This window comes from Blastococcus litoris, from assembly GCF_003075095.1.
In the GTDB taxonomy this organism is placed as follows: domain Bacteria; phylum Actinomycetota; class Actinomycetes; order Mycobacteriales; family Geodermatophilaceae; genus Blastococcus_B; species Blastococcus_B litoris.
The window spans coordinates 365,192-389,356 of the sequence record NZ_QCZF01000003.1 but is presented as its reverse complement, the minus strand read 5'-3'; the positions used below and the strand labels follow the sequence as shown (position 1 = coordinate 389,356).

23 protein-coding genes are annotated in these 24,165 nt (G+C 73.2%); 2 read left to right on the top strand and 21 right to left on the bottom strand.

Translation table 11 applies throughout. The features are described from left to right. The 19 genes from DCS98_RS09010 to DCS98_RS08920 all read right to left on the bottom strand — a co-directional run bounded on the left by DCS98_RS09010 (nucleotide 1) and on the right by DCS98_RS08920 (nucleotide 21,556). Complete coding sequence (locus DCS98_RS09010) at nucleotides 1–1,077, bottom strand: polyprenyl synthetase family protein (protein WP_116451022.1); 1,077 nt, start codon at nucleotides 1,075–1,077, stop codon at nucleotides 1–3. Then, complete coding sequence (nuoN, locus tag DCS98_RS09005; RefSeq protein ID WP_116451021.1) at nucleotides 1,077–2,627, bottom strand: NADH-quinone oxidoreductase subunit NuoN; 1,551 nt, start codon at nucleotides 2,625–2,627, stop codon at nucleotides 1,077–1,079. Before nuoN ends, DCS98_RS09010 begins: the two co-directional genes overlap by 1 nt. Next, on the bottom strand, nucleotides 2,624–4,198 hold the full coding sequence (locus DCS98_RS09000) for an NADH-quinone oxidoreductase subunit M (RefSeq protein WP_116451020.1): 1,575 nt from the start codon (nucleotides 4,196–4,198) through the stop codon (nucleotides 2,624–2,626). The genes nuoN and DCS98_RS09000 overlap by 4 nt, the downstream gene beginning before the upstream one ends. A gap of 28 nt (nucleotides 4,199–4,226) precedes the next feature. Then, nucleotides 4,227–6,131: an NADH-quinone oxidoreductase subunit L gene (gene nuoL, locus DCS98_RS08995; protein WP_206340166.1), complete on the bottom strand. Its 1,905-nt coding sequence runs from the start codon at nucleotides 6,129–6,131 to the stop codon at nucleotides 4,227–4,229. Nucleotides 6,132–6,144: 13 nt separating this feature from the next. Continuing rightward, complete coding sequence (gene nuoK, locus DCS98_RS08990) at nucleotides 6,145–6,444, bottom strand: NADH-quinone oxidoreductase subunit NuoK (protein ID WP_116451019.1); 300 nt, start codon at nucleotides 6,442–6,444, stop codon at nucleotides 6,145–6,147. Next, on the bottom strand, nucleotides 6,441–7,250 hold the full coding sequence (locus DCS98_RS08985) for an NADH-quinone oxidoreductase subunit J (RefSeq protein WP_116451018.1): 810 nt from the start codon (nucleotides 7,248–7,250) through the stop codon (nucleotides 6,441–6,443). Before DCS98_RS08985 ends, nuoK begins: the two co-directional genes overlap by 4 nt. Then, on the bottom strand, nucleotides 7,247–7,837 hold the full coding sequence (nuoI, locus tag DCS98_RS08980; protein ID WP_116451017.1) for an NADH-quinone oxidoreductase subunit NuoI: 591 nt from the start codon (nucleotides 7,835–7,837) through the stop codon (nucleotides 7,247–7,249). Before nuoI ends, DCS98_RS08985 begins: the two co-directional genes overlap by 4 nt. Beyond that, a complete protein-coding gene (gene nuoH, locus DCS98_RS08975; RefSeq protein WP_116451016.1) occupies nucleotides 7,830–9,308 on the bottom strand; it encodes an NADH-quinone oxidoreductase subunit NuoH in 1,479 nt (492 codons plus the stop codon). The genes nuoI and nuoH overlap by 8 nt, the downstream gene beginning before the upstream one ends. Further along, nucleotides 9,308–11,785 (bottom strand): NADH-quinone oxidoreductase subunit G, encoded by a 2,478-nt coding sequence (locus tag DCS98_RS08970; RefSeq protein ID WP_116451015.1) that lies wholly within the window; start codon nucleotides 11,783–11,785, stop codon nucleotides 9,308–9,310. The genes nuoH and DCS98_RS08970 overlap by 1 nt, the downstream gene beginning before the upstream one ends. Continuing rightward, the gene (gene nuoF, locus DCS98_RS08965) at nucleotides 11,782–13,110 is read right to left on the bottom strand and encodes an NADH-quinone oxidoreductase subunit NuoF (RefSeq protein WP_116451014.1); all 1,329 of its coding nucleotides are present in this window, start codon (nucleotides 13,108–13,110) and stop codon (nucleotides 11,782–11,784) included. Before nuoF ends, DCS98_RS08970 begins: the two co-directional genes overlap by 4 nt. A 1-nt stretch (nucleotide 13,111) precedes the next feature. Continuing rightward, on the bottom strand, nucleotides 13,112–14,122 hold the full coding sequence (nuoE, locus tag DCS98_RS08960; RefSeq protein WP_116451013.1) for an NADH-quinone oxidoreductase subunit NuoE: 1,011 nt from the start codon (nucleotides 14,120–14,122) through the stop codon (nucleotides 13,112–13,114). Further along, nucleotides 14,119–15,447, bottom strand: a complete 1,329-nt coding sequence (locus DCS98_RS08955; protein WP_116451012.1) for an NADH-quinone oxidoreductase subunit D — start codon at nucleotides 15,445–15,447, stop codon at nucleotides 14,119–14,121. The genes nuoE and DCS98_RS08955 overlap by 4 nt, the downstream gene beginning before the upstream one ends. 13 nt (nucleotides 15,448–15,460) lie before the next feature. Beyond that, nucleotides 15,461–16,213: an NADH-quinone oxidoreductase subunit C gene (locus tag DCS98_RS08950; protein WP_116451011.1), complete on the bottom strand. Its 753-nt coding sequence runs from the start codon at nucleotides 16,211–16,213 to the stop codon at nucleotides 15,461–15,463. A 13-nt stretch (nucleotides 16,214–16,226) separates the two neighbouring features. Next, nucleotides 16,227–16,919 (bottom strand): NuoB/complex I 20 kDa subunit family protein, encoded by a 693-nt coding sequence (locus DCS98_RS08945; protein WP_116451010.1) that lies wholly within the window; start codon nucleotides 16,917–16,919, stop codon nucleotides 16,227–16,229. A 13-nt stretch (nucleotides 16,920–16,932) separates the two neighbouring features. Further along, on the bottom strand, nucleotides 16,933–17,295 hold the full coding sequence (locus DCS98_RS08940) for an NADH-quinone oxidoreductase subunit A (protein WP_164704475.1): 363 nt from the start codon (nucleotides 17,293–17,295) through the stop codon (nucleotides 16,933–16,935). 87 nt (nucleotides 17,296–17,382) lie between these two features. Continuing rightward, nucleotides 17,383–18,663 (bottom strand): geranylgeranyl reductase family protein, encoded by a 1,281-nt coding sequence (locus DCS98_RS08935; protein ID WP_116451009.1) that lies wholly within the window; start codon nucleotides 18,661–18,663, stop codon nucleotides 17,383–17,385. Nucleotides 18,664–18,769: 106 nt separating this feature from the next. Beyond that, complete coding sequence (locus tag DCS98_RS08930; protein WP_116451008.1) at nucleotides 18,770–19,429, bottom strand: phosphoribosyltransferase; 660 nt, start codon at nucleotides 19,427–19,429, stop codon at nucleotides 18,770–18,772. A gap of 215 nt (nucleotides 19,430–19,644) precedes the next feature. Next, on the bottom strand, nucleotides 19,645–19,986 hold the full coding sequence (locus DCS98_RS08925) for a VOC family protein (protein ID WP_116451007.1): 342 nt from the start codon (nucleotides 19,984–19,986) through the stop codon (nucleotides 19,645–19,647). Between the two features lie 64 nt (nucleotides 19,987–20,050). After that, nucleotides 20,051–21,556, bottom strand: coding sequence for an HNH endonuclease signature motif containing protein (locus DCS98_RS08920; protein WP_164704474.1), 1,506 nt, complete (start codon nucleotides 21,554–21,556; stop codon nucleotides 20,051–20,053). Nucleotides 21,557–21,610: 54 nt separating this feature from the next. Here DCS98_RS08920 and DCS98_RS22955 point away from each other — a divergent pair, with 54 nt between their 5' ends. Next, nucleotides 21,611–21,787 carry a hypothetical protein gene (locus DCS98_RS22955; protein WP_164704473.1) on the top strand — a complete coding sequence of 59 codons (177 nt, stop codon included), beginning with the start codon at nucleotides 21,611–21,613 and terminating at the stop codon, nucleotides 21,785–21,787. Here the strand turns inward: DCS98_RS22955 and DCS98_RS08915 are convergent. After that, the gene (locus DCS98_RS08915) at nucleotides 21,773–22,492 is read right to left on the bottom strand and encodes a demethylmenaquinone methyltransferase (protein WP_116451005.1); all 720 of its coding nucleotides are present in this window, start codon (nucleotides 22,490–22,492) and stop codon (nucleotides 21,773–21,775) included. The two genes, DCS98_RS22955 and DCS98_RS08915, sit on opposite strands and share 15 nt — an antisense overlap. A 68-nt stretch (nucleotides 22,493–22,560) precedes the next feature. On the opposite strand from DCS98_RS08915, the gene DCS98_RS08910 reads away from it, so the two are divergent. Continuing rightward, entirely contained in the window at nucleotides 22,561–23,811 is a 1,251-nt protein-coding gene (locus DCS98_RS08910; RefSeq protein ID WP_116451004.1) for an isochorismate synthase, read from the top strand. A 6-nt stretch (nucleotides 23,812–23,817) separates the two neighbouring features. Here the strand turns inward: DCS98_RS08910 and DCS98_RS08905 are convergent, their stop codons facing one another. After that, a complete protein-coding gene (locus DCS98_RS08905) occupies nucleotides 23,818–24,132 on the bottom strand; it encodes a hypothetical protein (protein WP_164704472.1) in 315 nt (104 codons plus the stop codon). Nucleotides 24,133–24,165 lie beyond the last annotated feature (33 nt).

Genomic DNA, 24,165 nt, shown 5'->3' with positions numbered 1-24,165 from the left:
CTAGCTGGTGCGGGTCACCACGTAGTCGCAGAGGGCGGAGAGGGCGTCGCGCACGTCGCCGGCGGGCACACCGGCCAGCCGGGCCCGCGCCCGGTCGGCGTACTGCGCCAGGACGTCATCGGCGCGGGCCAGCGCCGCGGACGACCGCAGGAGGGCGAGCGCCTCGGCGTGCTCCGCGTCGTCGGTGACGGGGCGGGCGACGAGCTCGCGCAGCCGGGCGTCGGCCGGGTCGTCCCCGGCCAGCGCGAACAGCACCGGCAGGGTGGCGATGCCCTCGCGCAGGTCCGTGCCGGGCGACTTCCCGGAGGCGCCGTCCTCGCTCACGATGTCGAGCAGGTCGTCGGAGAGCTGGAACGCGACGCCGACCTCCTCGGCGAAGGCGGTGAGCTCGGCGACCAGCGCCGCGTCGACGCCCGCGAAGCTCGCGCCGAACCGGGCCGAGGTGGCCACCAGCGACCCGGTCTTGTCGGCGAGCACGTCGAGGTAGTGGTCGACCGGGTCGACGCCGGTCTCGGCGCCGACGGTCTCCCGGATCTGGCCGGTGACCAGCCGCTCGAAGGTCTGCGCCTGGATCCGGACCGCCTCGGGACCGAGGTCGGCCAGCAGGTCCGAGGCGCGGGCGAAGAGCAGGTCACCGGTGAGGATCGCGATGCTGTTGGTCCAGCGGCTGTTGGCGCTCTGCGCCCCGCGGCGGACGTCGGCCTCGTCCATGACGTCGTCGTGGTACAGCGTGGCCAGGTGGGTCAGCTCGCAGACCACCGCGGACTCGGTGACCCCAGGAGCCCGCGGGTCACCCAGCTGGGCGGCCAGCAGCGCCAGCATCGGCCGGAACCGCTTGCCGCCGGCCGACATGAGGTGCCCGGCCGCCTCGCGGATGAAGGCGTGCTCGCTGCCGACGGCCTGCACCAGCGCGGCCTCGACCCGGGCCAGCCCGTCGGCCAGCGCCGCCCCCAGCTCGCCGTCGGGCAGCCAGGGGCCGATGGTCGACGCAGGGGTGGAGATCCGGCGCTGCAGCTGGGGGCTGCCGCCCTGGACCTGCAGGTTGGTGCCCTCGACTGCGGCACGGGCTCCGGTCATCAACCGACGAATCTAGCCGCCTGCTCGGCGAGGTCGAGCACCGACCCGGGCACGATGCCCAGCGCCAGCGTCGCCGTGGCCGTGATCGCCAGGACGATCGTGGTGGGCAGACCGGGGACACCGACGGTCGGTCCCTGGCCGGTCTCCGCACCCGCGGGCGGCGAGAAGTACATGAGCACGATGACCCGCAGGTAGAAGAACGCCGCCACGGCGCTGGCCAGCAGCGCGACGACCGCCAGCGGCCAGGCGCCGTTCTCGATGGCGGCCCGGAACACCGCGAACTTCCCGGTGAAGCCGGCGGTCAGCGGGATGCCGGCCAGCGCGAGCAGGAACAGGGTCATCACCGCCGCGACGAGCGGGGAGCGCGCCCCGAGGCCCGCCCACTGCGACAGGTGCGTCGCCTCGCCGTCGCCGTCCCGCACGAGGGTGAGGACGGCGAAGGCGCCGAGCGTGGTCAGCCCGTAGGTGAGCAGGTAGAACATCGTGGCCGCCAGGCCCGAGCCCTCGCCGCCCGCACCGAGACCGATGACGCCGGTGAGGAGGAAACCGGCGTGCGCGATCGAGGAGTAGGCGAGCATCCGCTTGAGGTCGGTCTGGGTGAGGCCGAGGACCGCACCGACCACCATCGACACGATGGCCACCCCGTAGACCAGCGGCCGCCAGGTCCACTCGGCGGTGCCGAACGCGACGTAGAGCAGCCGCAGGATCGCCCCGAAGGCGGCGACCTTGGTGCAAGCCGCCATGAAGGCGGTGACCGGCGTCGGGGCGCCCTGGTAGACGTCCGGCGTCCAGGTGTGGAAGGGCGCGACGCTGGCCTTGAACAGCAGGCCGACGACGAGCAGCGCCAGCCCGAGGACCAGCAGGAGGTCGGTGCCCTCGGCGACGGAGGCAGCGCGGATGTCGGCCAGCCGGACGCTGCCGGTCGCGCCGTAGACGAGGGCCAGCCCGTAGAGGAAGAAGGCGGAGGCGAAGGCGCCCAGCAGGAAGTACTTGACCGCCGCCTCCTGCGAGAGCAGCCGGCGCCGGCGGGCCAGCCCGCTGATCAGGTAGAGCGGGAGGCTGAGCACCTCGAGGGCGACGAACATGATCAGCAGGTCGTTCGCCGTGACGAACAGCATCATGCCGCCGATGGCGAAGGAGGCCAGCGGGTAGACCTCGGTCTGGACCCGAGGCACGGTCAGCAGCTCGCGGTCGCGCGGGCTCCCGGCGGGGACGGCGGCGGAGACCACGAACGCCGAGCGCGCCGGGTCCAGCGACCGCTCGGCGAACAGCAGCAGCGACAACGCGCCCAGCCCGGCGACGGTGGCCTGGAGGAACAGCCCCGCGCCGTCGATGGCCAGCGCGCCGCCGGCCGTCACCTCGCGCGTGCCGGCCAGCAGCAGCGTGCTGACGAAGGCGCCCACCGTGCCCACCAGCGCGACGGCGACCTGCACCGGGTGCCGGGTGTCGCGCGGCCAGAACGCCTCGACGAGCACGCCGACGCAGGCCGCACCGAGGACGAACAGCAGCGGCGCGAGCGCGGCGAAGGAGAGGTCGGGAACCTCGATCACTGGTCGATCCCTCCGAGGTCGCTCATGGTGGCGCTGACGGCCGGCTCGATGAGGTCGAGCAGCGGCTGCGGGTACACGCCCAGCACGATGATCAGGGCGACGAGCGGGGTCACGACCCCGAGCTCGCGCCGGCTGAGGTCGGCCACCCGCAGCGTGCGGGTGGGCGCGGTCAGGGTGGCCGTCGCGCCGCCCTCACCGGTCGCAGGCACTGCGGGGTCCTCCTGCAGCAGCACGCCGCGGGCCGGGCCGTGCATCGTCCGCTGGTACATCAGCAGGATGTAGAGCGCGGCGAGGATGATCCCGGCGGTCGCGATGATGGTGAAGACCGGCTCCTCCGGGAACGAGCCGATGAGCACCAGGAACTCGCTGACGAAGCTGTTGGTCCCGGGCAGCGCCAGCGAGGCGAGGCCCGCCACCAGGAACGCGCCGGCCAGCAGCGGGGCCTTCGCGGCCACGCCGCCGTAGTCGCCGATCTGCCGGGAGCCGCCGCGGGCGATCAGCATCCCGACGACGAGGAAGAGCAGACCCGTCGCGATGCCGTGGTTGACCATGTACAGCACCGCGCCGGTCGCGGCCTCCGTGGTGAAGGCGAAGATGCCCAGCGCGATGAACCCGAAGTGCGAGATCGAGGTGTAGGACACCAGCCGCTTCATGTCGCTCTGCCCCATGGCGAGCAGTGCGGCGTAGAGCACGCCGATCACCGCCAGCACGAGGACGAACGGCGCGAAGAACCGCGAGGCGTCGGGGAACAGGGGCAGGCAGTAGCGCAGGAACCCGAAGGTGCCGACCTTGTCGAGGACGCCGACCAGCAGGACCGCACCGCCGATCGGCGCCTCGGAACCGGAGTCGGGCAGCCAGGTGTGGAAGGGCACCAGCGGGGCCTTGATGGCGAAGGCGATGAAGAACCCGAGGAAGAGCAGCTTCTGCACGCCCGGGGTGATCTCCAGCTGGCGCAGCGCGTCGAAGGCGAAGGTGCCCTCGCCGAGCTGGCTGTTGCTCACCACGTACAGGCCGATGACCGCGGCCAGCATGACCAGGCCGCCGAGCAGGCTGTAGAGGAAGAACTTCACCGCGGCGTACTGCCGCCGGGGGCCGCCGAAGCTCCCGATGATGAAGTACATCGGGACGAGCATCGCCTCGAAGAAGACGTAGAAGAGGAAGACGTCGGTGGCGGCGAAGACGCCGACCATCATCGCCTCGAGCAGCAGCAGCCAGGCGAAGTAGGCCTTCATCGACCGGGCGCCGGGCAGCTCGTCGTCCCACGACGCCGCGATCACGACCGGCACGAGGACGCCGACGAGGAGCAGCATCACCAGCGCGATGCCGTCGACGCCGAGGGCGAAGGAGACGCCGAAGTCCTCGATCCAGGTCCACGAGCTGGTCAGCTGGAAGCGGTCGCCGCCGGTGTCGAATGCGACCGTCGCCAGCACGGCCAGCAGCAGGACCACGAGGCTGACGGCGAGCGACACCTGCTTGGCGAGCAGGTCGCGGCCCTTCGGCAGCGCAGCGACGGCGGCGGCTCCGACCGCGGGCAGCGCGATCATCAGGAGGAGCCAGGGGAAGTCGCTCACGATCGGGGTCCCTTTCCGGAGATGGAGCTCATCCCGCCGTCACCGCCAGCAGGGCGCCCGCGACCAGCACGGCGCCGCCGAGCATCCCGAGGGCGTAGGTGCGCACGAAGCCTGTCTGCGTCCGGCCCAGCCGGGACGACGACCCGCCGAGGGTGGCGGCGAGGCCGTTGACCGCGCCGTCGACCCCGCGGTTGTCGAACCAGACCAGGGCCCGGGTGAGCCACTGGCCGGGGCGCATGAACAGCGACTCGTTGATCGCGTCGGCGTACAGGGCGTTGCGAGCCGCGCGGGTGACCGGCGAGACCCGCGTCGGGGCGGTCACGGGTACCTCGCGGCGGCCGACGAACAGCCAGGCGGCCAGGACGCCGAGCAGCATGATCACCGTCAGCGCGATGCCGATGGTGACCGGCGCGATGACGTGCTCGGCCTCCTCCGGCTCCCCGAACACCGGCTCGAGCCAGTCGCTCAGGGGGAAGACCGAGACCAGGAGCGCGCCGGAGAACACCGAGCCGACGGCGAGGACGATCATCGGCACCGTCATCACCGAGGGCGACTCGTGCGGGTGGACGCCGTCCTCCCACCGGGCGCGGCCGAAGAAGGTCATCAGCATCAGGCGCGTCATGTAGAACGCGGTGAGGCCGGCGGCGAGGACGGCGATGCCGCCGAACGCCCAGCCGAGCGCGTCGTCCCGGTCGAACGTGGCCTCGATGATCGCGTCCTTGGTGAAGTACCCGGACAGGAACGGGAAGCCGATCAGCGCCAGGTAGCCCAGCCCGAAGGTGACGAAGGTGACCGGCAGCTTCCGCCAGAGCCCGCCGAACCGGCGCATGTCGACCTGGTCGTCCATCGCGTGCATGACCGACCCGGCGCCGAGGAAGAGCCCGGCCTTGAAGAAGCCGTGCGCGAGCAGGTGCGCCAGGCCCGCGACGTAGCCGGCCGGCCCCAGGCCCACGGCCAGGAACATGTAGCCGATCTGGCTGACCGTCGAGTAGGCCAGCACCTTCTTGATGTCGTCGTACGCGCAGCCGGCGATGGCCCCGATGAGCAGGGTCAGCGCACCGATGGCCATGACGACGGTGCGCGCGGTCTCGGTGAGGTCGTAGATCGGCGCGGACCGGGCGATCAGGTAGACGCCGGCGGTGACCATCGTCGCGGCGTGGATGAGCGCCGAGACCGGGGTCGGGCCCTCCATGGCGTCGGGCAGCCAGGCCTGGAGCGGGAACTGGCCGGACTTGCCGCACGCGCCGAGCAGGAGCAGCAGGCCGATCGCGGTGATCGTCCCGCCGGCCAGGGTGCCGACGGTGCCGAAGACACCCGCGTAGGACGTCGTCCCCAGCTGGGCGAACATCAGGAAGATCGCCAGGGCCAGGCCGACGTCGCCGACCCGGTTCATGATGAAGGCCTTCTTGGCCGCGGTGGCCGCCGCCGGGCGGGTGTACCAGAAGGCGATCAGCAGGTAGGACGCCAGACCCACGCCCTCCCAGCCCACGTACAGCGCGACGAAGCTGTTGCCGAGGACGAGCAGCAGCATCGCGGCGACGAACAGGTTCAGGTAGGCGAAGAACCGCCGGCGCGCGGGGTCGTGCGCCATGTAGCCGATCGAGTAGACGTGGATGAGCGAGCCCACGCCGGTGATCAGCAGGACGAACACCGCCGACAGCGGGTCGTAGAGCAGCCCGGCGGTGATGTCGAGCTCGCCGGTGGAGATGAACGTGAACAGCTCCACGTCCACCGACCGCTCGTCGAGCCCGGCGAGCTGGACGGTGCACAGCAGCGCGAGCACGAAGGCGGCGACGACTGTCGCCGTCCCCAGGAGGTGACCCCAGCGGTCGGTGCGCCGCCCGCCCAGCAGCAGCACCGCGGCACCGGCGAGCGGCAGCGCGATCAGCAGCCAGGAGGCAGCGAGCAGGCCCTCGGCGGGCAGAGCATCCATTCCCCGGTCCCCGTCAGTACTTCAGCAGGTTGGCGTCGTCGACCGAGGCGGACCGCCTGGTGCGGTAGATCGACATGATGATGGCGAGGCCGACCACGACCTCGGCGGCGGCGACGACCATGACGAAGAACGCCATGATCTGGCCGTCGACGGTGCCGGTGGCGCGGGCGAAGGTGACCAGCGTCAGGTTCACCGAGTTGAGCATCAGCTCGACGCACATGAACACGACGATCGCGTTGCGGCGCACCAGGACGCCGACCGCGCCGATGGTGAACAGGATCGCGGCGAGGACCAGGTAGTAGGTGAGCGTCATCGGTCGCTGCTCCCGTCGCGCGGCGCGGGGTCGAGGGTGCCGAGCGCGGCGTCGGGCGAGCCGAGCTGGCCGCGGCCGGTGGGCCGGGGCATCTGGTCGGGCACCTCGGGCTCGATGCCCGCGGCCATGCTCGCCTCGGAGCGGGTGCCGTCGGGCAGGATCGCGGGCACGGCGACCGAGTTCGCGCGGGCGAAGACACCGGGGCCGGGCAGGGTCTGCGGGTGGTCGGCGGTGAGGAACCGGGCCCGCGAGAGCTCCTTCTGCGTCCGGCGGCTGCCGGGCTCCCGCTCGATGTGGGCGAGGACCATGGCGCCGACCGCGGCGGTGATCAGCAGCGCGCTGGTCACCTCGAACGCGAGCAGGTAGTCGGTGAACAGCAGCTCGGCGATCGCCGGGATGTTGCCCACGCCGCCCTCGTCGGCCAGCCCCGCGACGGGCAGGTCGCGGGTCGCCTCGGCGATGCCGGCGCCCACGAGGCCGGCGAAGCCGATGCCGAGCAGGATCGCCGCGACGCGCTGGCCGCGCAGGGTCTCCACCACCGAGTCGGAGGAGTCGCGGCCGACCAGCATGAGCACGAAGAGGAACAGGATCATGATCGCGCCGGTGTAGACGATGATCTGCACCGCGCCCAGGAACGGCGCCTCCTGGACGACGTAGAACACGCCCAGCGCCAGCATGGTGTTGACCAGCCAGAGCGCCGAGTGCACCGCGTTGCGGCTGAGCACCATGCCGAGCGCCCCGGCCAGGGCGATCGGGCCCAGGACCCAGAAGACGACGGTCTCGCCGCCGCCGAGCGTCTCGGTCATACCCGCTCCCCCTGCACCGGCTCGGCCGCGGAGGAGCCCGGGACCCGCAGGTAGTAGTCCTTCTCGTCGTCCCCGAGGCGCATCGGGTGCGGCGGCTGCTCCATGCCGGGCAGCAGCGGCGCCATGAGCTGCTCCTTGGTGTAGATCAGGTCCTGGCGGTTGTCGTCGGCCAGCTCGAAGTCGTTGCTCATCGTCAGCGACCGGGTGGGGCAGGCCTCGATGCACAGCCCGCAGAAGATGCAGCGCAGGTAGTTGATCTGGTAGACCGCGCCGTACCGCTCACCCGGCGAGAAGCGGGCGTCCTCGGTGTTGTCGCCGCCCTCGACGTAGATCGCGTCGGCCGGGCAGGCCCAGGCGCACAGCTCGCAGCCGACGCACTTCTCCAGGCCGTCGGGGTGCCGGTTGAGCACGTGCCGCCCGTGGTAGCGCGGCTTGGTCACCTTGGGCTCGAACGGGTACTGCTCGGTCGTCACCTTGCGGAAGATCTGCGCGAACGTGACCCCGAACCCCTGCGCGGGCGCGGGCATGATGCTGTCGCGCACCGCGGGCCGGTTGCGCGCCCCCGTCGAGCGCTCGATCTCAGACACTGTCGTCCTCCTGGACGGTCGCGGAACCCCGTCGGCCCGTGCCGACGACCACGTTCTGGGAGCCGGCCCCGTCCGTGGTGACCTGCTGGCGCCGCAGCCGAGGCGACGGCGGCACCTTCAGGTCCATCGGTGGGATGGGGAAGCCGCCCTCCGAGCGGCTCGGGCCCCCGCTGGGCCGGCGGCGCGGACCTGCCGCCGGCAGCACGTCGGGCTCCGGGTCGACGGCGTGGATCCCGCCCGCCGCGGCCTCCTCGGCCATGAGCCGGGTGTCGCGGTTCGCCGTCCGGCTGGCGACGAGCAGCCCGGCCAGCACCAGCAGCGCGATCGGGACGCCGACGTAGAGCGCGACCTGACCGGTGGACAGGTCGGCCTCGCGGGACACCGTGCGCATCGTGGCGACGACGAGGATCCAGACCAGCGCGGTCGGGACCAGCACCTTCCAGCCGAACCGCATGAACTGGTCGTAGCGCAGGCGGGGCAGCGTGCCGCGCAGCCAGATGAACACGAACAGCGCGACGACGACCTTGAGGAAGAACCAGAGCAGCGGCCACCAGCCGGTGTTGGCGCCGTCCCAGATCGAGATCGGCCAGGGGGCCCGCCAGCCGCCGAGGAACAGCGTCGCGGCCAGCGCCGAGACGGTGACCATGTTGATGTACTCGGCGAGGAAGAACAGCGCGAACTTCAGCGACGAGTACTCGGTGTGGAAGCCACCGACGAGCTCCGACTCGGCCTCCGGGAGGTCGAACGGGGCGCGGTTGGTCTCGCCCACGACGGCGATCGCGTAGATCACGAACGAGACCGGCAGCAGGACGGCGAACCAGCTCGGTCCGGTGAACTCCCAGCCGAAGAACGACAGCTGGTTGCCCTCGGCCTGGGCGGCCACGATCTCCGAGGTGGACATCGAGCCGGCGTAGAGGAACACCGCGACGATCGAGAGCCCCATCGCGATCTCGTAGCTGACCATCTGGGCGGCGCTGCGCAGCGAACCGAGCAGCGGGTAGGTCGACCCGGACGCCCAGCCGGCCAGCACGATGCCGTAGACGCCCATCGCCGAGCAGGCGAGGACGACGAGGACGCCGATGGGGGCGTCGGTGAGCTGCAGCGGGGTGCGCTCGCCGAAGATGCTCACGGTGGGGCCCAGCGGGATGACGGAGAACGCCAGGAACGCGGGGATCGCGGCGATCACCGGCGCCAGGAAGTACACCGGCTTGTCGGCGAGCGCCGGCATGATGTCTTCCTTGAACGCCAGCTTCAGCCCGTCGGCGAGGCTCTGCAGGTAGCCGCGGGGGCCGACCCGGTTGGGGCCGATCCGCTGCTGCATCCGGGCGACGACCTTGCGCTCGAACACGATGGCGAACAGCGTCATCAGCACCAGCACCACGAAGATGCCGACGATCTTGATGAGAACGATCCACCAGACGTCGGAACCGAAGTCCTCGAGCGTCGGCTGGTCGGGAGCTGAGAGCAGCATCAGAGCGACCCCCCGGCCGACAGTCGGACCACGCCACCCGGGCCGGTGCCCAGGTCGCTGCGGACATCGCTGCCCGGTGACCTCATCGGCAGCCAGACCACCTGGTCGGGCATGGCCGTGACGCGGACGGGCAGGCTGACCGAGCCGGTCGCGCCGCTCACCGTCACGCGGTCGCCGTCGACGACGCCGAGCCGGCCCGCGGCCTCGACGCCGATGCGGGCGACCGGCTGCCGGGCCGTACCGGCCAGCTCGGGCTCGTCGCGCAGCAGCGTCCCGGAGTCGATGAGCTGCCGCCAGGAGGCGAGCACCGCCTCGTCCTGCCGCAGCGACGGCGCCGGAGGCGGCGCGACGTCCAGGCCGGTCCCCTCACCGGGCCGGCGGACCGCACCCAGGGCGGCGAGCTCGGCACGCGCGGCCTCGGGGGTCGGCAGCCGCAGGTCTGCGACGTCGTCACCCATCTCGACCATGGCGTCAGCGATCCCCTGGAGGACGCGACCGTCGGGCAGCCGCCCGGTGCCGTGCAGCGTGGCGTCGAAGGTCCGCGGCCGGCCCTCCCAGTCGAGGTAGGTGCCCGCCTTCTCCGGCGCCGCCGCGACCGGCAGGACGACGTCGGCCCACTCTGTGACCACGCTCGGGAACATCTCGAGGCTGACCACGAAGGACGCGCTGGCCAGCGCGGACTCGGCCAGCGCCGGGTCGGGCAGGTCGCACGGGTCGACCCCGCCGACCAGGAGGCCGGGCAGCTCGCCGTCGCGGACGGCGGTGAGGATGCCGGTGAGGTCCCTGCCCGGGGTGGCGGGCAGCTCGGCGCCCCAGAGGGCGGCCACGTCGGCGCGCGCGGCGGCATCGCCGACGCCGCGACCGCCGGGCAGCAGGCTCGGCAGCGCCCCGGCCTCGACGGCGCCGCGCTCACCCGCGCGCCGGGGCATCCAGGCGACGCGCGCGCCGGTGGCCCGCGCCAGGGCGACGAGCGCCGAGAAGGCACCGGGTGCCTCGGCCAGCCGCTCGCCGGCGAGGACGACGGCGCCGGGCGCGCGGAGCGCCTCGACCGCCGGGCCGCCCCAGGTGCCCTCGGCCAGCGCCCGCAGCGACTGCGCCTCGGCGCCAGGCAGCGTGGTCAGCACGGTGGCGTCCAGCTTCTCGGCGGCGCGGGTGGCGAACGGCGCGAGGTCGAAGACCGGGAGCTTCCGCGTGCGCACGGCGCGGCGCAGGCGGAGGAACACGATCGGCGACTCCTCCTCCGGCTCGAACCCGGCCAGGAGGACGGCGGGCGCCTGCGCCAGCTCGTCGTAGGTGACCCCGCCGCGGCCCGGTCCCGTCCCGGCGACGAACGCGCCGAGGAAGGCGAGCTCCTCGGCGGAGTGGGCGCGGGCGCGGAAGTCGACGTCGTTGGTGCCGAGGGCCACGCGGGCGAACTTGGCGTAGGCGTAGGCGTCCTCGACCGTGAGCCGGCCGCCGGGCAGCACGCCGACACCGCCCTCGGCCCGCGCGTGGCTCAGACCCGCCGCCGCGGCGGCCCAGGCCTCCGGCCACGAGGCCGGCTGCAGCTCGCCGTCCCGGCGCACCAGCGGCGTGGTGAGCCGCTCGTTGGCGGTGACGTAGCGGAACGCGTAGCGGCCCTTGTCGCAGTTCCACTCCTCGTTGACCGCCGGGTCCTCGCCGGCCAGCCGTCGGGTGGTCTTGCCGCGCCGGTAGTCGGTGCGCTGGGCGCAGCCGGACGCGCAGTGCTCGCAGACGCTGGGCTCGCTGCGCAGGTCGAACGGGCGGGCGCGGAACCGGTACTGGGCGCTGGTGAGCGCCCCGACCGGGCAGATCTGGGTGGTGTTGCCGGAGAAGTAGGACTCGAACGGCTCGTCCTCGTAGATGGCGACCTGCTCCAGCGCGCCCCGCTCGAACAGCTCGATGAACGGATCGCCGGCCACCTGCTGGGAGAAGCGGGTGCACCGCGCGCACAGCACGCAGCGCTCGCGGTCGAGCAGGATCTCGCTGCTGATCGGCAGCGGCTTGGGGTAGGTCCGCTTCTCGTCGACGAACCGGCTCTCCGTGCGGCCGTTGCTCATCGCCTGGTTCTGCAGCGGGCACTCACCGCCCTTGTCGCAGACCGGGCAGTCGAGCGGGTGGTTGATCAGCAGCAGCTCCATCGTGCCCTGCTGCGACTTGTCCGCGACCTCGCTGGTGAGCTGGGTCTTCACCACCATCCCGTCGGTGACCGGCATGGTGCACGAGGCCACCGGCTTGCGCTGGCCCTCCACCTCGACCAGGCACTGGCGGCACGCGCCGACCGGCTCGAGCAGCGGGTGGTCGCAGAACCGCGGGATCTGGACGCCGATCTGCTCGGCGGCCCGGATGATCAGCGTCCCCTTGGGGACGGCGACCTCGAACCCGTCGATCACGCAGTGGACGGCGTCCGGCGGCGTGTGCGGCCCGGGCGTGCCCGGGGGGACCGCGGGCGCGGGAGTCGGGTTGGTCAGCGTCACGAAGCGACTCCGACGGGCTCGATGCGGAGGGAGCGGCCCAGGCGGGCCTGCTCCTCGGGCGGCAGCAGGGCGACGTAGTCGTCCCGGAAGTACTTCAGCGAGCTGGCGATGCAGCTGGTCGCACCGTCACCCAGGGCGCAGAACGAGCGGCCCAGGATGTTGTCGCAGGTGTCGGTGAGCAGGTCGAGGTCCTGCGCGGTGCCCCGGCCGTGCACCAGCCGCTCGAGGATCTGGACCAGCCAGTAGGTCCCCTCGCGGCACGGGGTGCACTTGCCGCAGCTCTCGTGCGCGTAGAACTCGGTGAACCGCAGCGTGGCCTCGACGATCGAGTCGGTCTCGTCGAAGACCATCAGCGCCGTCGTGCCGAGCATCGAGCCCGCGGCCGCCACCGAGTCGAAGTCGAGCGGGACGTCGAGGTGCTCGGCGGTGAAGTACGGCGTCGAGGACCCGCCCGGCGTCCAGAACTTCAGCTCGTGGCCGGGCCGGACACCGCCGGCCATCTCGAGCAGCTCGCGCATCGTCGTCCCCATGGGGGCCTCGTACTGGCCCGGGCGGACGACGCGGCCCGACAGCGAGTAGATCTTCGGACCGGGCGACTTCTCCGGGCCGAACTCCTTGAACCAGTCGGCGCCCCCGCGGACGACGAACGGCACGCTGGCCAGCGTCTCGACGTTGTTGATGACCGTCGGCGACCCGTAGAGACCGGCGACCGCCGGGAAGGGCGGCTTGAGCCGCGGCTGGCCCCGGTAGCCCTCGAGGGACTCCAGCAGCGCCGTCTCCTCGCCGCAGATGTAGGCGCCGGCGCCGGCGTGCACGACCAGCTCGAGGTCGTACCCGGAGCCGAGGATGTCGGTGCCGAGGTAGCCGGCCGCGTAGGCCTCCTCGACGGCGGCCACCAGCCGGCGGTGGGCGTGCACGGCCTCGCCGCGGACGTAGATCGCCGCGAAGTGCGACCGGATCGCGTACGCGGAGATGATCACGCCTTCGACCAGCGAGTGCGGGTCGGCCATCATCAGCGGCAGGTCCTTGCAGGTGCCCGGCTCGCCCTCGTCGGCGTTGACCACGAGGTACTTGGGCATCGCCGCGGGACCGGTGGGCGTCTCCCCCGGCTTGGGCTGCGGGATGAAGCTCCACTTCATGCCGGTCGGGAAGCCGGCACCGCCGCGACCGCGCAGGCCGGAGTCCTTGACCATCGTGACCAGCTCGTCGGGGGTCATGGACAGCGCCGTGCGCAGCGCCGCGTAGCCCTCCATCGACTCGTAGGTCGACAGCCGCCAGCTCTTGTGGGCGCCCCAGCGGGTCGTGAGGACGGGAGTGAGGGGCATGTCAGGCCTTCCCCGGACCCTGGCCGGAGGTGCCCGGCTCGGTCCCTGCAGGTGTCTCGGTGCCGTCGTCCTGGTCGGCGAGGGAGCGGCCGGCCGGCTCGGGCGCGTCGGGGTGCGAGCCGGCCGCGCCGGCCTTCTCGGCCGGGGTGTCGGCGGCGGCGACCCGCGCGTCGGCGGCCTCGCGGCCCGGCGTCTCCCCCGTCCGGCCCGTGGGCGCGACGGTGGCAGCGGGCTCGTCGGTGTCCGGTGCCGGCGTGGACGGGCGGGGCATCGGCGGGGCCGACTCCCTCCGCTGCTCGGCCAGCCGCAGGCCGACCAGGGTCGGCCCGTACTCGCCGGGGTTGTCGACGGCGGCCGCCGCGGAGGCGTCGTCGCCGTGCTGCGAGAAGCCGGCCAGCTGACGGGAGATGCCCCTGAAGTCGGTGAGCGGCGCACCGCGGGTGGGCAGCGGCTTCTCCCCGCGGCGCAGGGCGGCGACCAGCTCGCGGGCGCTGTCGACGTCCTGCTGGTCGTAGAACTCGTAGTCGACGGTGACGACCGGCGCGTAGTCGCAGGCGGCCAGGCACTCGGCGTGCTCGAGGGTGATCGACCCGTCGGCGGCGGTCTCGTCGTGGTGCACGCCGAGGTCGGCCGAGAGCGCATCCATGATCCGCTGCCCGCCGAGCACGCTGCACAGCGTGTTCGTGCAGACGCTGACCAGGTGCCGGCCGGTGGGACGCCGCTTGTACATCGTGTAGAACGTCGCGACCGCACCGACCTCGGCCTTGGTGAGGCCGAGCTGGTCGGCGCAGAACGCCACGCCCTCGGGCGAGACGTAGCCCTGCACCGACTGGACCAGGTGCAGCATCGGCAGCAGCGCCGAGCGGGGCACCGGGTAGCGGGCGATGATCTCGGCCGCCTCGAGGGCGGTCTGCTCGGTCAGCGGCGGCAGGTCGAGCGGCGCCGGCTCGACCGGGCTCGAGTCGAGGCCCGTGACCGCCGTCCCCTCGGCGGATCCAGGAAGTGCACTCACCGGTCGACTCCTCCCATGACGGGGTCGATCGAGGCGATCGCGGCGATGACGTCGGCGATCATGCCGCCCTCGCTCATCGCCGCCGTGGCCTGCAGGTTCACGAAGCTGGGGTCGCGCACGTGGACGCGCCACGGCCTGGTGCTGCCGTCGCTGACCACGTGGTAGCCGAGCTCGCCGCGGGGCGACTCGATCGGCACGTAGACCTGGCCGGCCGGGACCCGGAAGCCCTCGGTGACCAGCTTGAAGTGGTGGATCAGGGCCTCCATCGACTGGCCCATGATGTGCCGGACGTGGTCGAGGGAGTTGCCCATGCCGTCGGCGCCGAGCGAGAGCTGGGCCGGCCAGGCGATCTTCTTGTCCTCGACCATGACCGGGCCCGGCTCGAGCCGGTCGACGGCCTGCGCGATCAGCTTGAGCGACTCGTTGATCTCGGCCATCCGGACCAGGTAGCGGCCCCAGGCGTCGGCGGTGTCGGCGGTCGGGACCTCGAAGTCGTAGGTCTCGTAGCCGAGGTAGGGCTCGGTCTTGCGCAGGTCCCACGGCAGACCGGCCGAGCGGAGCACCGGCCCGGTGACACCGAGGGCGAGGCAGCCGGTGACGTCGAGGTAGCCGACGTCCTTGAGCCGCCGCTGCCAGATCGGCTGGCCGGTGAGCATGCGGTGGTAGTCGGCCACCCGCTTCGGCATGATCGTCAGGAACTCGCGGATCGAGTCGACCGCCCCCTCGGGGAGGTCCTGCGCGAGGCCGCCGGGGCGGATGTAGGCGTGGTTCATCCGCAGGCCGGTGATCTCCTCCAGCAGGTCGAGGCACATCTCCCGCTCGCGGAACCCGTTGGTCATCGCGGTGAGCGCACCGAGCTCCATGCCGCCGGTGGCCAGGCCCACGAGGTGGGAGGCGATCCGGTTGATCTCCATGACCAGCACGCGGATGGTCGCCGCGCGCTGCGGGATCTCGATGCCGAGCAGCTTCTCGACCGCCATGCAGTAGGCGGCCTCGTTGTACAGCGGGCTCAGGTAGTCCATCCGGGTCACGAACGTCGTGCCCTGCGTCCAGTTGCGGTACTCGGTGTTCTTCTCGATACCGGTGTGCAGGTAGCCGATCGTCGTCCGGGCCTTGGTGACCGTCTCGCCCTCGAGGTCGAGGATCAGGCGGAGGACGCCGTGCGTCGACGGGTGCTGCGGGCCCATGTTGACGACGAGGCGCTCCTCGCCGTGCGGGTCGGCGAAGGTGAGGTCCCAGTCGCCGCCGGTGACCGTGTAGACGCGGCCCTCGGTGGTCTCCCGGGAGCCGGCGTACGGGTCGGCCTCGTTGTAGACGGTGCTCATCGGTAGGCCCCCTTCATCGGTAGGCACGTCGGGTGTCCGGCGGCGGGATCGTCGCGCCGTGGTACTCCACGGGGACGCCGCCGAGGGGGTAGTCCTTGCGCTGCGGGTGCCCGTCCCAGTCGTCCGGCATGAGGATCCGGGTCAGCGCCGGGTGGCCGTCGAAGACGACGCCGAACATGTCCCAGGTCTCGCGCTCGTGCCAGTCCGCCGTCGGGTAGACGCCGGTGACCGAGGGGACGTGCGGGTCCTCGGCGGTGACGGCGACCTCGAGCCGGATGCGGCGGCGGTAGGTCATCGAGGTCAGGTGGTAGACGACGTGCAGCCGCGGGCGGTCGGGCCCGGCCGCCGGGCCGCCGCTGTCGAGGTAGTCGACGCCGGACACGCTGCTGCACAGCTCGAAGCGCAGCGCCTCGTCGTCGCGCAGCGCCTGCACGAGCGTGAGCAGGTGCTCGCGGGCGACGAAGTAGGTGATCTCGCCGCGGTCGACCAGCACCCGCTGCACCGCGGCCGCGTACGTCGCCTCGCCCACCGACTCGATCAGGGCGTCGGTGACCTCGTCGAAGAACCCGCCGTAGGGGCGGTCGGTGGAGTGCAGCGCCACCGCGCCGCCGGGCTCGACCCGGACCAGACCGCCGAAGCCGGAGGTGTCGCCGCTGCCGGTGACCCCGAAGGCGCCCTTCCGGAACCCGCCGCCGGGTGGGGTGGCGTCGTCGTAGCCGGCCTGCTCGCGGCCGGGGACGAGGTTCGAACCGCCGTCGTCGCTCATCAGCGCTGTCCCCTCATCGCCAGGCGTTCCCGAGCCCGCTGGGCCGCTCGTCGGGCAGCAGGACGGCGTTGCCGCCCCGCTGCTCGATCGCGAACTGACCGGTGCGGCCGGCCGCCGCGGCCTCCTCGTAGGCGCGGCGTGCCTTCTTGTCCACGCGCACCGTCGACGGCATCTCGACGTGCAGGTCCTTCGCCGTGCCGTCCTCGCGGGCCCGCTCCAGCTGCCGCTCGCGCTTGGCGCCGAGGGGCTCGTGCTGGATCTTGTGGTGCAGCTTGAGGATCGCGTCCATGAGCATCTCCGGCCGCGGCGGGCAGCCGGGCAGGTACATGTCCACCGGGACGATGTGGTCGACGCCCTGGACGATCGCGTAGTTGTTGAACATGCCGCCGGAGCTGGCGCAGACGCCCATCGCGAGCACCCAGCGCGGCTCGGGCATCTGGTCGTAGATCTGGCGGAGGACCGGCGCCATCTTCTGGCTGACCCGGCCGGCCACGATCATCAGGTCGGCCTGGCGCGGCGAGGCGCGGAAGACCTCCATGCCGAAGCGGGCCAGGTCGTAGCGGCCGGCGCCCGAGGCCATCATCTCGATCGCGCAGCAGGCCAGGCCGAACGTCGCCGGCCACAGCGACGACTTGCGGGTCCAGTTGACCAGCTTCTCCACGCTGGTCAGCAGCACGCCGCTCGGCAGCTTCTCCTCGAGTCCCATGTCAGCTCCCCTGTCAGTCCCAGTCGAGCCCGCCGCGGCGCCACACGTACGCGTAGGCGATGAACACGGTGGCGATGAACACGACCATCTCGACCAGCCCGAAGACGCCCAGCGCCTCGTTGTGCACGGCCCACGGGTAGAGGAAGACGATCTCGATGTCGAAGACGATGAAGAGCATCGCGACGAGGTAGTACTTCACCGGGAAGCGGCCGCCGGTGAGCGGCTGGTCGACCGGCTCGATCCCGCACTCGTAGGCCTCGAGCTTGGCCCGGTTGTAGCGGCGCGGACCCACGTACGGCGCGGCCGTCACCGAGAACAGCGCGAAAGCTGCGGCCAGCGCGAAGAGCCCGACGATCGGGACGTAGTTCGAGAGCATCAGCGGCACCCTACGGTGAGGACGATCACGTTCCGGCCAGGGACCGGACGGTTGCGGAGCGTGTCGATACGCGTGTGACGTGGCATGTCAGACCGCCGGTGCCAGCCGCGTGAGGACGGCGATCGCGCGGTCGACGCCGTCGCCGTCCCGGCCGTCGCTGAGGTTGCCCATGAGCCGCAGCGCGGCGTTCACCAGCGCCGGCCGCTTGAGGCCGTGGGCGGTGGCGAACCGGACGACGTCCGGCCGGGCCAGCAGGGCCAGGAAGCCGACGCCGAGGCGGTGGTGGCGCCCGTAGGCGGCGCGCAGCCGCTCGGGGTATCGGCGGAGGACGGCCTCCCGCGCCGGGCCCGCAGGAACCGCGAGCGCGTCGGCCGCGGCCTCGGCCGCCGTGCGCCCGGTCTCCATGGCGTAGCTGATGCCCTCGCCGTTGAACGGGTTGACCGTGCCGGCGGCGTCGCCGGTCAGCAGGAGGCCCCGGGTGTAGGCGGGCTGCCGGTGCAGGGCCATGGGCAGGCCGGCTCCGCGCAGCGGCGTGACGGCGTGCTCCTCGCCGAGCTGGTCCTCGGCGGGGAAGGTGTCCAGCCACCGCCGGAGGACCTCGCGGTGGTCGCTGCCGTCGGAGCGCCGGGTGTCGAGCAGGCCGAAGCCGACGTTGGCGGTGCCGTCGCCCATCCCGAAGATCCAGCCGTACCCGGGCATCGACTCGGAGGTGGGCCCCTCGGGGGCGAGGTCGAAGGAGATGTCGAGGTACTCGTCGGCGGTGCGCGGGCTGCTCACGTACCGGCGGACGGCGACACCGAGCGGCCGGTCCTCGCGGCGGGCCAGCCCCAGGCTCTTGGCCAGGCGCCCGGAGAGCCCCTCGGCCGAGACGACCAGGTGGGCGCGGATCTCGCCCGGCTCCTTGCCGGGGCCGGCGGTGTAGCGCACGCCGGCCACCCGCCCGGCCTCGTCGAGCAGCGGGTCGGTGACGGTGACCTCGGTGTGCAGCCGGGCGCCCGCGGCCTGCGCGTGGGCGGCGAGGCGGGCGTCGAGCTCGCTGCGACGGCACACCAGGCTGTACCCGGGCCAGCTCGCCAGCCGCGGCCAGTCGACCTCGACCACCTGTCCCCCGCCGGCGACCCGCAGGCCCTTGTGCCGCACCCAGCCGGTGGTGTCGACGCCCATGTCGTCGAGAGCCTTCACCCCGCGCGGGGTCAGGCCGTCGCCGCAGACCTTCTCGCGCGGGAAGGCGGCCTTCTCGAGGACGACGACGTCGAGCCCGGCCTGCGCCAGCCACCACGCGGCGCTCGACCCGGCGGGACCTGCACCGACCACGACCACATCGGCGCGGGCGTCCGCGTCGAGCGGTGCTGCGGTCGTGCCGGGCACGGCGCGCCTCCTCGGTTCCGCTTGTGAATTGGTTCACAAAGTCGACAGTTCCGAGTCTAGGCCGCGGTGTGAGCAACCTGACAGCACCCCCTGGCGGTGCGATCGGTCACAGCTCGCGGGCGGCGCCGTGGAGGGCGTGCCGGACCTCCTCGTCGGTGGTCTGGCCGAAGTCGCCGTAGGCGTGCCCGACTGCCCGGAACGAGGGCGGGGCCAGCAGGCAGACCAGGTCGTCGACGAGCGGCCGGAGTGCGTCGCAGGCCCGCGGCGAGCCGACCGGCACGGCGACGGTGATCGACGCAGGGCTCCCGGACCTGGCGGCGACGACGGCGGCGTGCATGGTGGCGCCGGTCGCGAGCCCGTCGTCGACCAGGACCACCGCGCGCCCGGCGACGGCCGGTGGCGGCCGGCCCTCCCGGTAGGCGGCCTCCCGCCGCCGCAGCTCCACGAGCTCCCGCCGCCCCACCTCGTCGAAGGCGGCGCTGCCGGCGCCGGCCGCGACGAGGACGGACTCGACCCGCACCGTCTCGACCGCCTCGCCGAGCGCGGCGATCGCGCCCATGGCCAGCTCGGGCTGGGCGGGCAGGCCGAGCTTGCGGACGACGAGGACGTCGAGCGGGGCGGCGAGCGCTGCGGCCACCTCCGCGGCGACGACCACCCCGCCGCGGGGCAGGCCGAGCACGAGCGGGGCGGGGAGGGGACGGCGGGCGAGGTGCTCGCCGAGCGCCCGTCCTGCGGCGCCGCGGTCGGCGAACGCGCGGCGGCCCACCGGAGGCCCCCGGCCCTAGAGCGGTTCGGGCATCGGCGCGGGCGGGGGCGCCGACGGGTCGACCGGATCCGGGGTCGGGTACGGCGCAGGCATCGGCGGCGGGATGGGGTCGGTCGGCGACGGCGAGGGACCCGGTGGCTGCGGGGACGGGGGCGGCGGGCTCGTCATGGACCGACGCTATGACCGGAGGTGCCCGACCGGAACCCGGGGAGGCATCACTCCGCGGGGCCGCCGCCCAGTCCGATCTCGTTGCCGTCGGGATCCCGGTAGGTCACCTTGCGCACGCCGTTCTCGTACGTCTCCCGCTCGGCCGGCGATATCCCCTGGTCGGCGAGGCGGTCGACCCACGCGTCGAGGTCGTCGACGAAGAGCGTGTGCATCGCGTGGCCGGCGTGCTCCGGCCGCACGTCGATGTACAGGTACCGGTGCTCGCCGATCTCCCAGACCGCCTCGACCTCGTTCGGGAAGAACGCGGGTGCGCCGAGCAGCCGCTCGTACCAGGTCAGCGACAGCTCGTAGTCGCTGACGGGCAGTCCCGCGAAGAGGTCGACAGCCACGCCCGGACGCTAGCGATGCCGACGCCGGCCGGGAACCGCTCACGGTCCGCCGCGGTGAGGGTCGTCAGAAGGGCGGCGGTTCGTCCGGCGGCCCCGGTGGCGGCGCCGGTGCGGGCAGTGCCCGTTGCAGGACGGGGTGGCGCAGACCCGGGGGGCGGGTGCACCGGGTGACGCCGCTCGGGGTGGTCACCCGGAGGGTCCCGTCGGGCGAGAGCTCGAAGCGCCAGTTCCGGGCGAAGGTCTTCAGCCGGTGGTGCGTCCGGCACAGGCAGCAGAGGTTCTCGCAGCCGGTCCGCCCGCCGCAGTCGTAGGCCACGACGTGGTCGGCATCGGTCCGCCCGGCCGGCTGCGAGCACCCGGGGTGCCGGCAGGTCCGGTCGCGGAGCTTCAGGAACCGGCCCTGGGCGGCGGAGGGCGCGTATCTCGCAACCGCGGCCGGCGCCCCGAGAACGGGGCAGGCGCACGCGGCGGCGCGGCCGTGCACCGGGCAGCCGCGTGCGGACTGCCGCGCCAGCTCTCCACCGGTTGCCGTCGCCAGCAGCGCGCCGTCCTCGCCGGTGATCGCGACCTCGAGGCTGCCGCCGGGCGGTGCCTGGACACCGAGAGCGCCGAGCTGGGTCATGAGCTCGCGCAGGTGTGCAGCGGTGATCGGCACGCCGGCAGCCTGCGGCCCCTGGTCGACGGCGAGGTCCGCGGTGCCGCCCGGGTGCAACGCCGCCAGCGGCGCGAGCACCGTGATCTGCGCGGTGGAGCCGGGCCCGGAGGGCGAGCCGCCGGGCCGGAGCACCATGGCCGCGTGCGCCTCGGCGCGCAGCAGCCCGATCGGTCGGTCGTCCCCCGCGGTGCGCGCGAGCTGGGCGGCCGTGTCGATCGCCGACCACATCGCCGCGGCCACCGGCGAGGGCAGCTCGCTCGACAGCACCGACATGCCGTCCTGCGTCGGCCGGACCCGCACCTCCGCGCGCCGCTCGGCCTCGATCCGCCGTCGCTCGGCGAACTCCTCGTCCGCCGCGATCGCGGCGGAGATCAACCGGCGCCGCAGCCGCCCCGACGAGAGCGCGGCAGCTTCCGGCAGCACGGCGGGCACCACGGTGGCGACCACCTCGTCCGAGGCCGGCCCCAGCACGTCGGCGAAGACCCGGGCCCGCCACCAGTCCAGCGCGCCCGCGGCGCACGCGGCCTGCACCGCGGGCATCCGCTCGACCAGCTCGTAGGCGTCCGCGAGGACACCCGTGGCGAAGGTGCGCGAGCAGTTCAGCACCAGCGCGAGTTCGTCGGGCAGGAATTCGCTGGTACCCGGCACCGGCGACCCCGCGCCCCGGCGCCGCGCACCGGGGTGGCCCGGCGGCGGGTCGTCGGTGTCCGGGCGGTCGGCCGCGAGACCCATGACCAGTTCCGCCTCGTACGCGGCGTCCATCGCCTTGCGGGCCTGGAGCCGCTGGAGCTCGGCGGCCTTCTCCCCGTCGGACAGCAGCGCCACGGGCAGCCGGGAAACGTCCGGCGGCTGCTCGAGCAGCAATCCGACCAGCGCGCCCTCCACAGGGCTGCGGCGGAGCTCGTCGACGGGCACGGATCGAACATACGTTCGCAGTACGACAATTCCGCGTGCGGCAGGATGACGTGCGTGACGACCCGAGCGATCGGCCGGCCCGAGCTGCTGCTCGGCGCGGCAGGGACGGCCGGCGCGGTCACGGCCGCGGTGCTGGACCGGTGGGTCCTGGCGCTCGTCGTCCTGCTCGGCTCGACCGTGGCGGAACTGCTCGTCGTCCTCGTGAGGAGGGGACGGTCAGGACGCGTCTGAGTTCCCTGACCGCCGCGCGCGGTGGAGCGCGACGATGCCGCCGGTGAGGTTGTGCCACGCGACGTCGTCCCAACCCGCGTCCTGGACCTTGGCCGCCAGGGCGGCCTGGTCGGGCCAGGCGCGGATCGACTCCGCGAGGTAGACGTAGGCCTCCGGATTGCTCGACACCGCACGGGCTATCCGGGGCAGGGCCTTCATCAGGTACTCGGTGTAGACGGTGCGGAACGGCGTCCACGTCGGCGAGGAGAACTCGCAGATCACCAGCGTCCCGCCCGGCCTGGTGACCCGGTGGAACTCGCGCAGCGCGGCCGACGGGTCGGCCACGTTCCGCAGGCCGAAGGAGATGACGACGCCGTCCACGCTCTCGTCGGCCAGCGGCAGCGCCATCGCGTCGCCGGCCACCTTGGGCACCGGCCGCGCCGCCCCCGCCCGCAGCATGCCCTGGGAGAAGTCGCAGGCGATCGCGGTCACGCCGCCGGCCGCGAGTTCGACCGTCGACACGGCCGTCCCGGCCGCCACGTCCAGGACCGTCTGCCCCGGTCGTGCGCCCAGCGCCTCGCGCGTGGCCCGCCGCCAGGAGGCGTCCAGTCCGCCGGAGAGCACGGTGTTCGTGACGTCGTAGCGCTTGGCGACCCGGTCGAACATCGCCGCGACGTCGGCCGGCCGCTTGTCCAGACCCGCCCGCAGCCCGGCGGTGTGTGCCATGTCCCTATGAGCAGGGTCTCGCCGGTCTCCCACGGCACCGACGCTACCGGGCTGCCTACGCTGGGGGCGTGACGGCAGCGGCTCTGACCTCCCCGGCAGCGGCCGCGCGCACCGTCACGACGGTCTGCACGGACGCCGTCGGCGAGCTGCTGGACCGGCTCCCGGCCGACGGAGCGCTCTCCTGGGTGCGTCGCGGCGAGGGCCTGGTCGGCTGGGGCGAGGCCGCGCGGCTGGAGGTCACCGGCCCCACCGCGCTCCGGGACGCCGCCGCGTGGTGGGCCCGCTACACCGCCGGCCTCGACGCCGACGACGCGCTGTCCGTGCCCGGTTCGGGGCCCGTCGCGTTCGCCAGCATCGCCTTCGACCCGGTCGCCGGGACGTCGGTCTTCGTCGTCCCCGAGGTGGTGCTCGGACGTCGCGACGGCGTGGCCTGGCTGACCACCGTCGGGGACGTCGACCCGCGCGACGTCCTCCTCCCCGGGCGCACCGACGACGGGCCTGCCCCGCGGCTGCGCTACGCCGACGGGGCGATGGACCCGGCGAGCTGGTGCGCCGCCGTCGCCACCGCCGTCACGCGGATCGACGCCGGCGAGCTGCAGAAGGTGGTGCTCGCGCGCGACCTGCTGGTCTCCGCCGACGTCCCGCTCGACCCGCGGCGGTTGCTGCGCAAGCTGGCGGCCCGCTTCCCCGACTGCTGGACCTTCTCCGTCGACGGGCTCCTGGGCGCCACGCCCGAGCTGCTGCTGCGGCGCACCGGGCGCGAGCTGTCGGCCCGTGTGCTGGCCGGAACGGCCCCGCGCGGCGCCGGAGCCGACGACCAGCGCCTGGCCGCGGCCCTCATCGGCTCGGCCAAGGACCGGGCCGAGCACGCGCTGGCCGTCGACTCGCTCGTCCGGGCGCTGGAGCCCTACTGCTCGACGCTGGACGCCCCCGCGGAGCCACAGCTGCTCACGCTGGCCAACGTGCGGCACCTCGCCAGCGACGTCACCGGGACGCAGCGGGGGCGCGCCGGGCTGCTCGAGCTGATCGGCGCGGTCCACCCGACGGCCGCCGTCGGTGGCACGCCCACGCCGGACGCCGTCGCGGTCATCGCCGAGCTCGAGGGCATGGACCGGGGCCGCTACGCGGGGCCGGTCGGCTGGCTCGACGCCCGCGGTGACGGCGAGTTCGGCCTGGCGCTGCGCTGCGCCGAGCTGGTCGGCGACGACAGCGCCCGGCTGTTCGCCGGTTGCGGCATCGTGGCCGGCTCGGACCCGGCCGCCGAGCTGGCCGAGACCCAGTCGAAGTTCGCCGCCTTCCAGGCCGCGCTCGAGGGCTGAGAGCTCTCAGTCGCGCAGCGAGCGCCAGGCGACCGGCGCCTCCGACCCGTAGAACAGGGTCACCATCCGGATCGGGTGGGTGAGCAGGTTCGTGCCCGGCTCCAGCTGCCGGGAGACCGCCGCGAGCACGAGGAAGCACGCGCCGACGACAGCGAGCCCGAGCCCGGCCAGCAGCGGGTCGTCCGATCGCACCGGCGCCGCATCGCCGGTGAGGCCCAGCACCAGCGCGACCACGTGGCTCAGCCACAGGAGCGACACCATCACCAGGTAGGCGATGGCGACCGGCCGGCTCAGCCGCACCTCATCCAGGCGATGCGTCACGTCGCGCAACGCTGGACGATCGAGGACCCGGCG

Excerpts from the sequence above, each read along its gene's own strand:
- DCS98_RS08955 (WP_116451012.1), bottom strand. The coding sequence starts at position 15,447 with ATGAGCACCGTCTACAACGAGGCCGACCCGTACGCCGGCTCCCGGGAG.
- DCS98_RS08985 (WP_116451018.1), bottom strand. The coding sequence starts at position 7,250 with ATGACCGAGACGCTCGGCGGCGGCGAGACCGTCGTCTTCTGGGTCCTG.
- DCS98_RS08945 (WP_116451010.1), bottom strand. The coding sequence starts at position 16,919 with ATGGGACTCGAGGAGAAGCTGCCGAGCGGCGTGCTGCTGACCAGCGTG.
- DCS98_RS09010 (WP_116451022.1), bottom strand. The coding sequence starts at position 1,077 with ATGACCGGAGCCCGTGCCGCAGTCGAGGGCACCAACCTGCAGGTCCAG.
- DCS98_RS08940 (WP_164704475.1), bottom strand. The coding sequence starts at position 17,295 with ATGCTCTCGAACTACGTCCCGATCGTCGGGCTCTTCGCGCTGGCCGCA.
- DCS98_RS08915 (WP_116451005.1), bottom strand. The coding sequence starts at position 22,492 with ATGGCACACACCGCCGGGCTGCGGGCGGGTCTGGACAAGCGGCCGGCC.
- nuoH (WP_116451016.1), bottom strand. The coding sequence starts at position 9,308 with ATGCTGCTCTCAGCTCCCGACCAGCCGACGCTCGAGGACTTCGGTTCC.
- nuoL (WP_206340166.1), bottom strand. The coding sequence starts at position 6,131 with ATGGATGCTCTGCCCGCCGAGGGCCTGCTCGCTGCCTCCTGGCTGCTG.
- nuoF (WP_116451014.1), bottom strand. The coding sequence starts at position 13,110 with ATGCCCCTCACTCCCGTCCTCACGACCCGCTGGGGCGCCCACAAGAGC.
- DCS98_RS08950 (WP_116451011.1), bottom strand. The coding sequence starts at position 16,213 with ATGAGCGACGACGGCGGTTCGAACCTCGTCCCCGGCCGCGAGCAGGCC.
- nuoK (WP_116451019.1), bottom strand. The coding sequence starts at position 6,444 with ATGACGCTCACCTACTACCTGGTCCTCGCCGCGATCCTGTTCACCATC.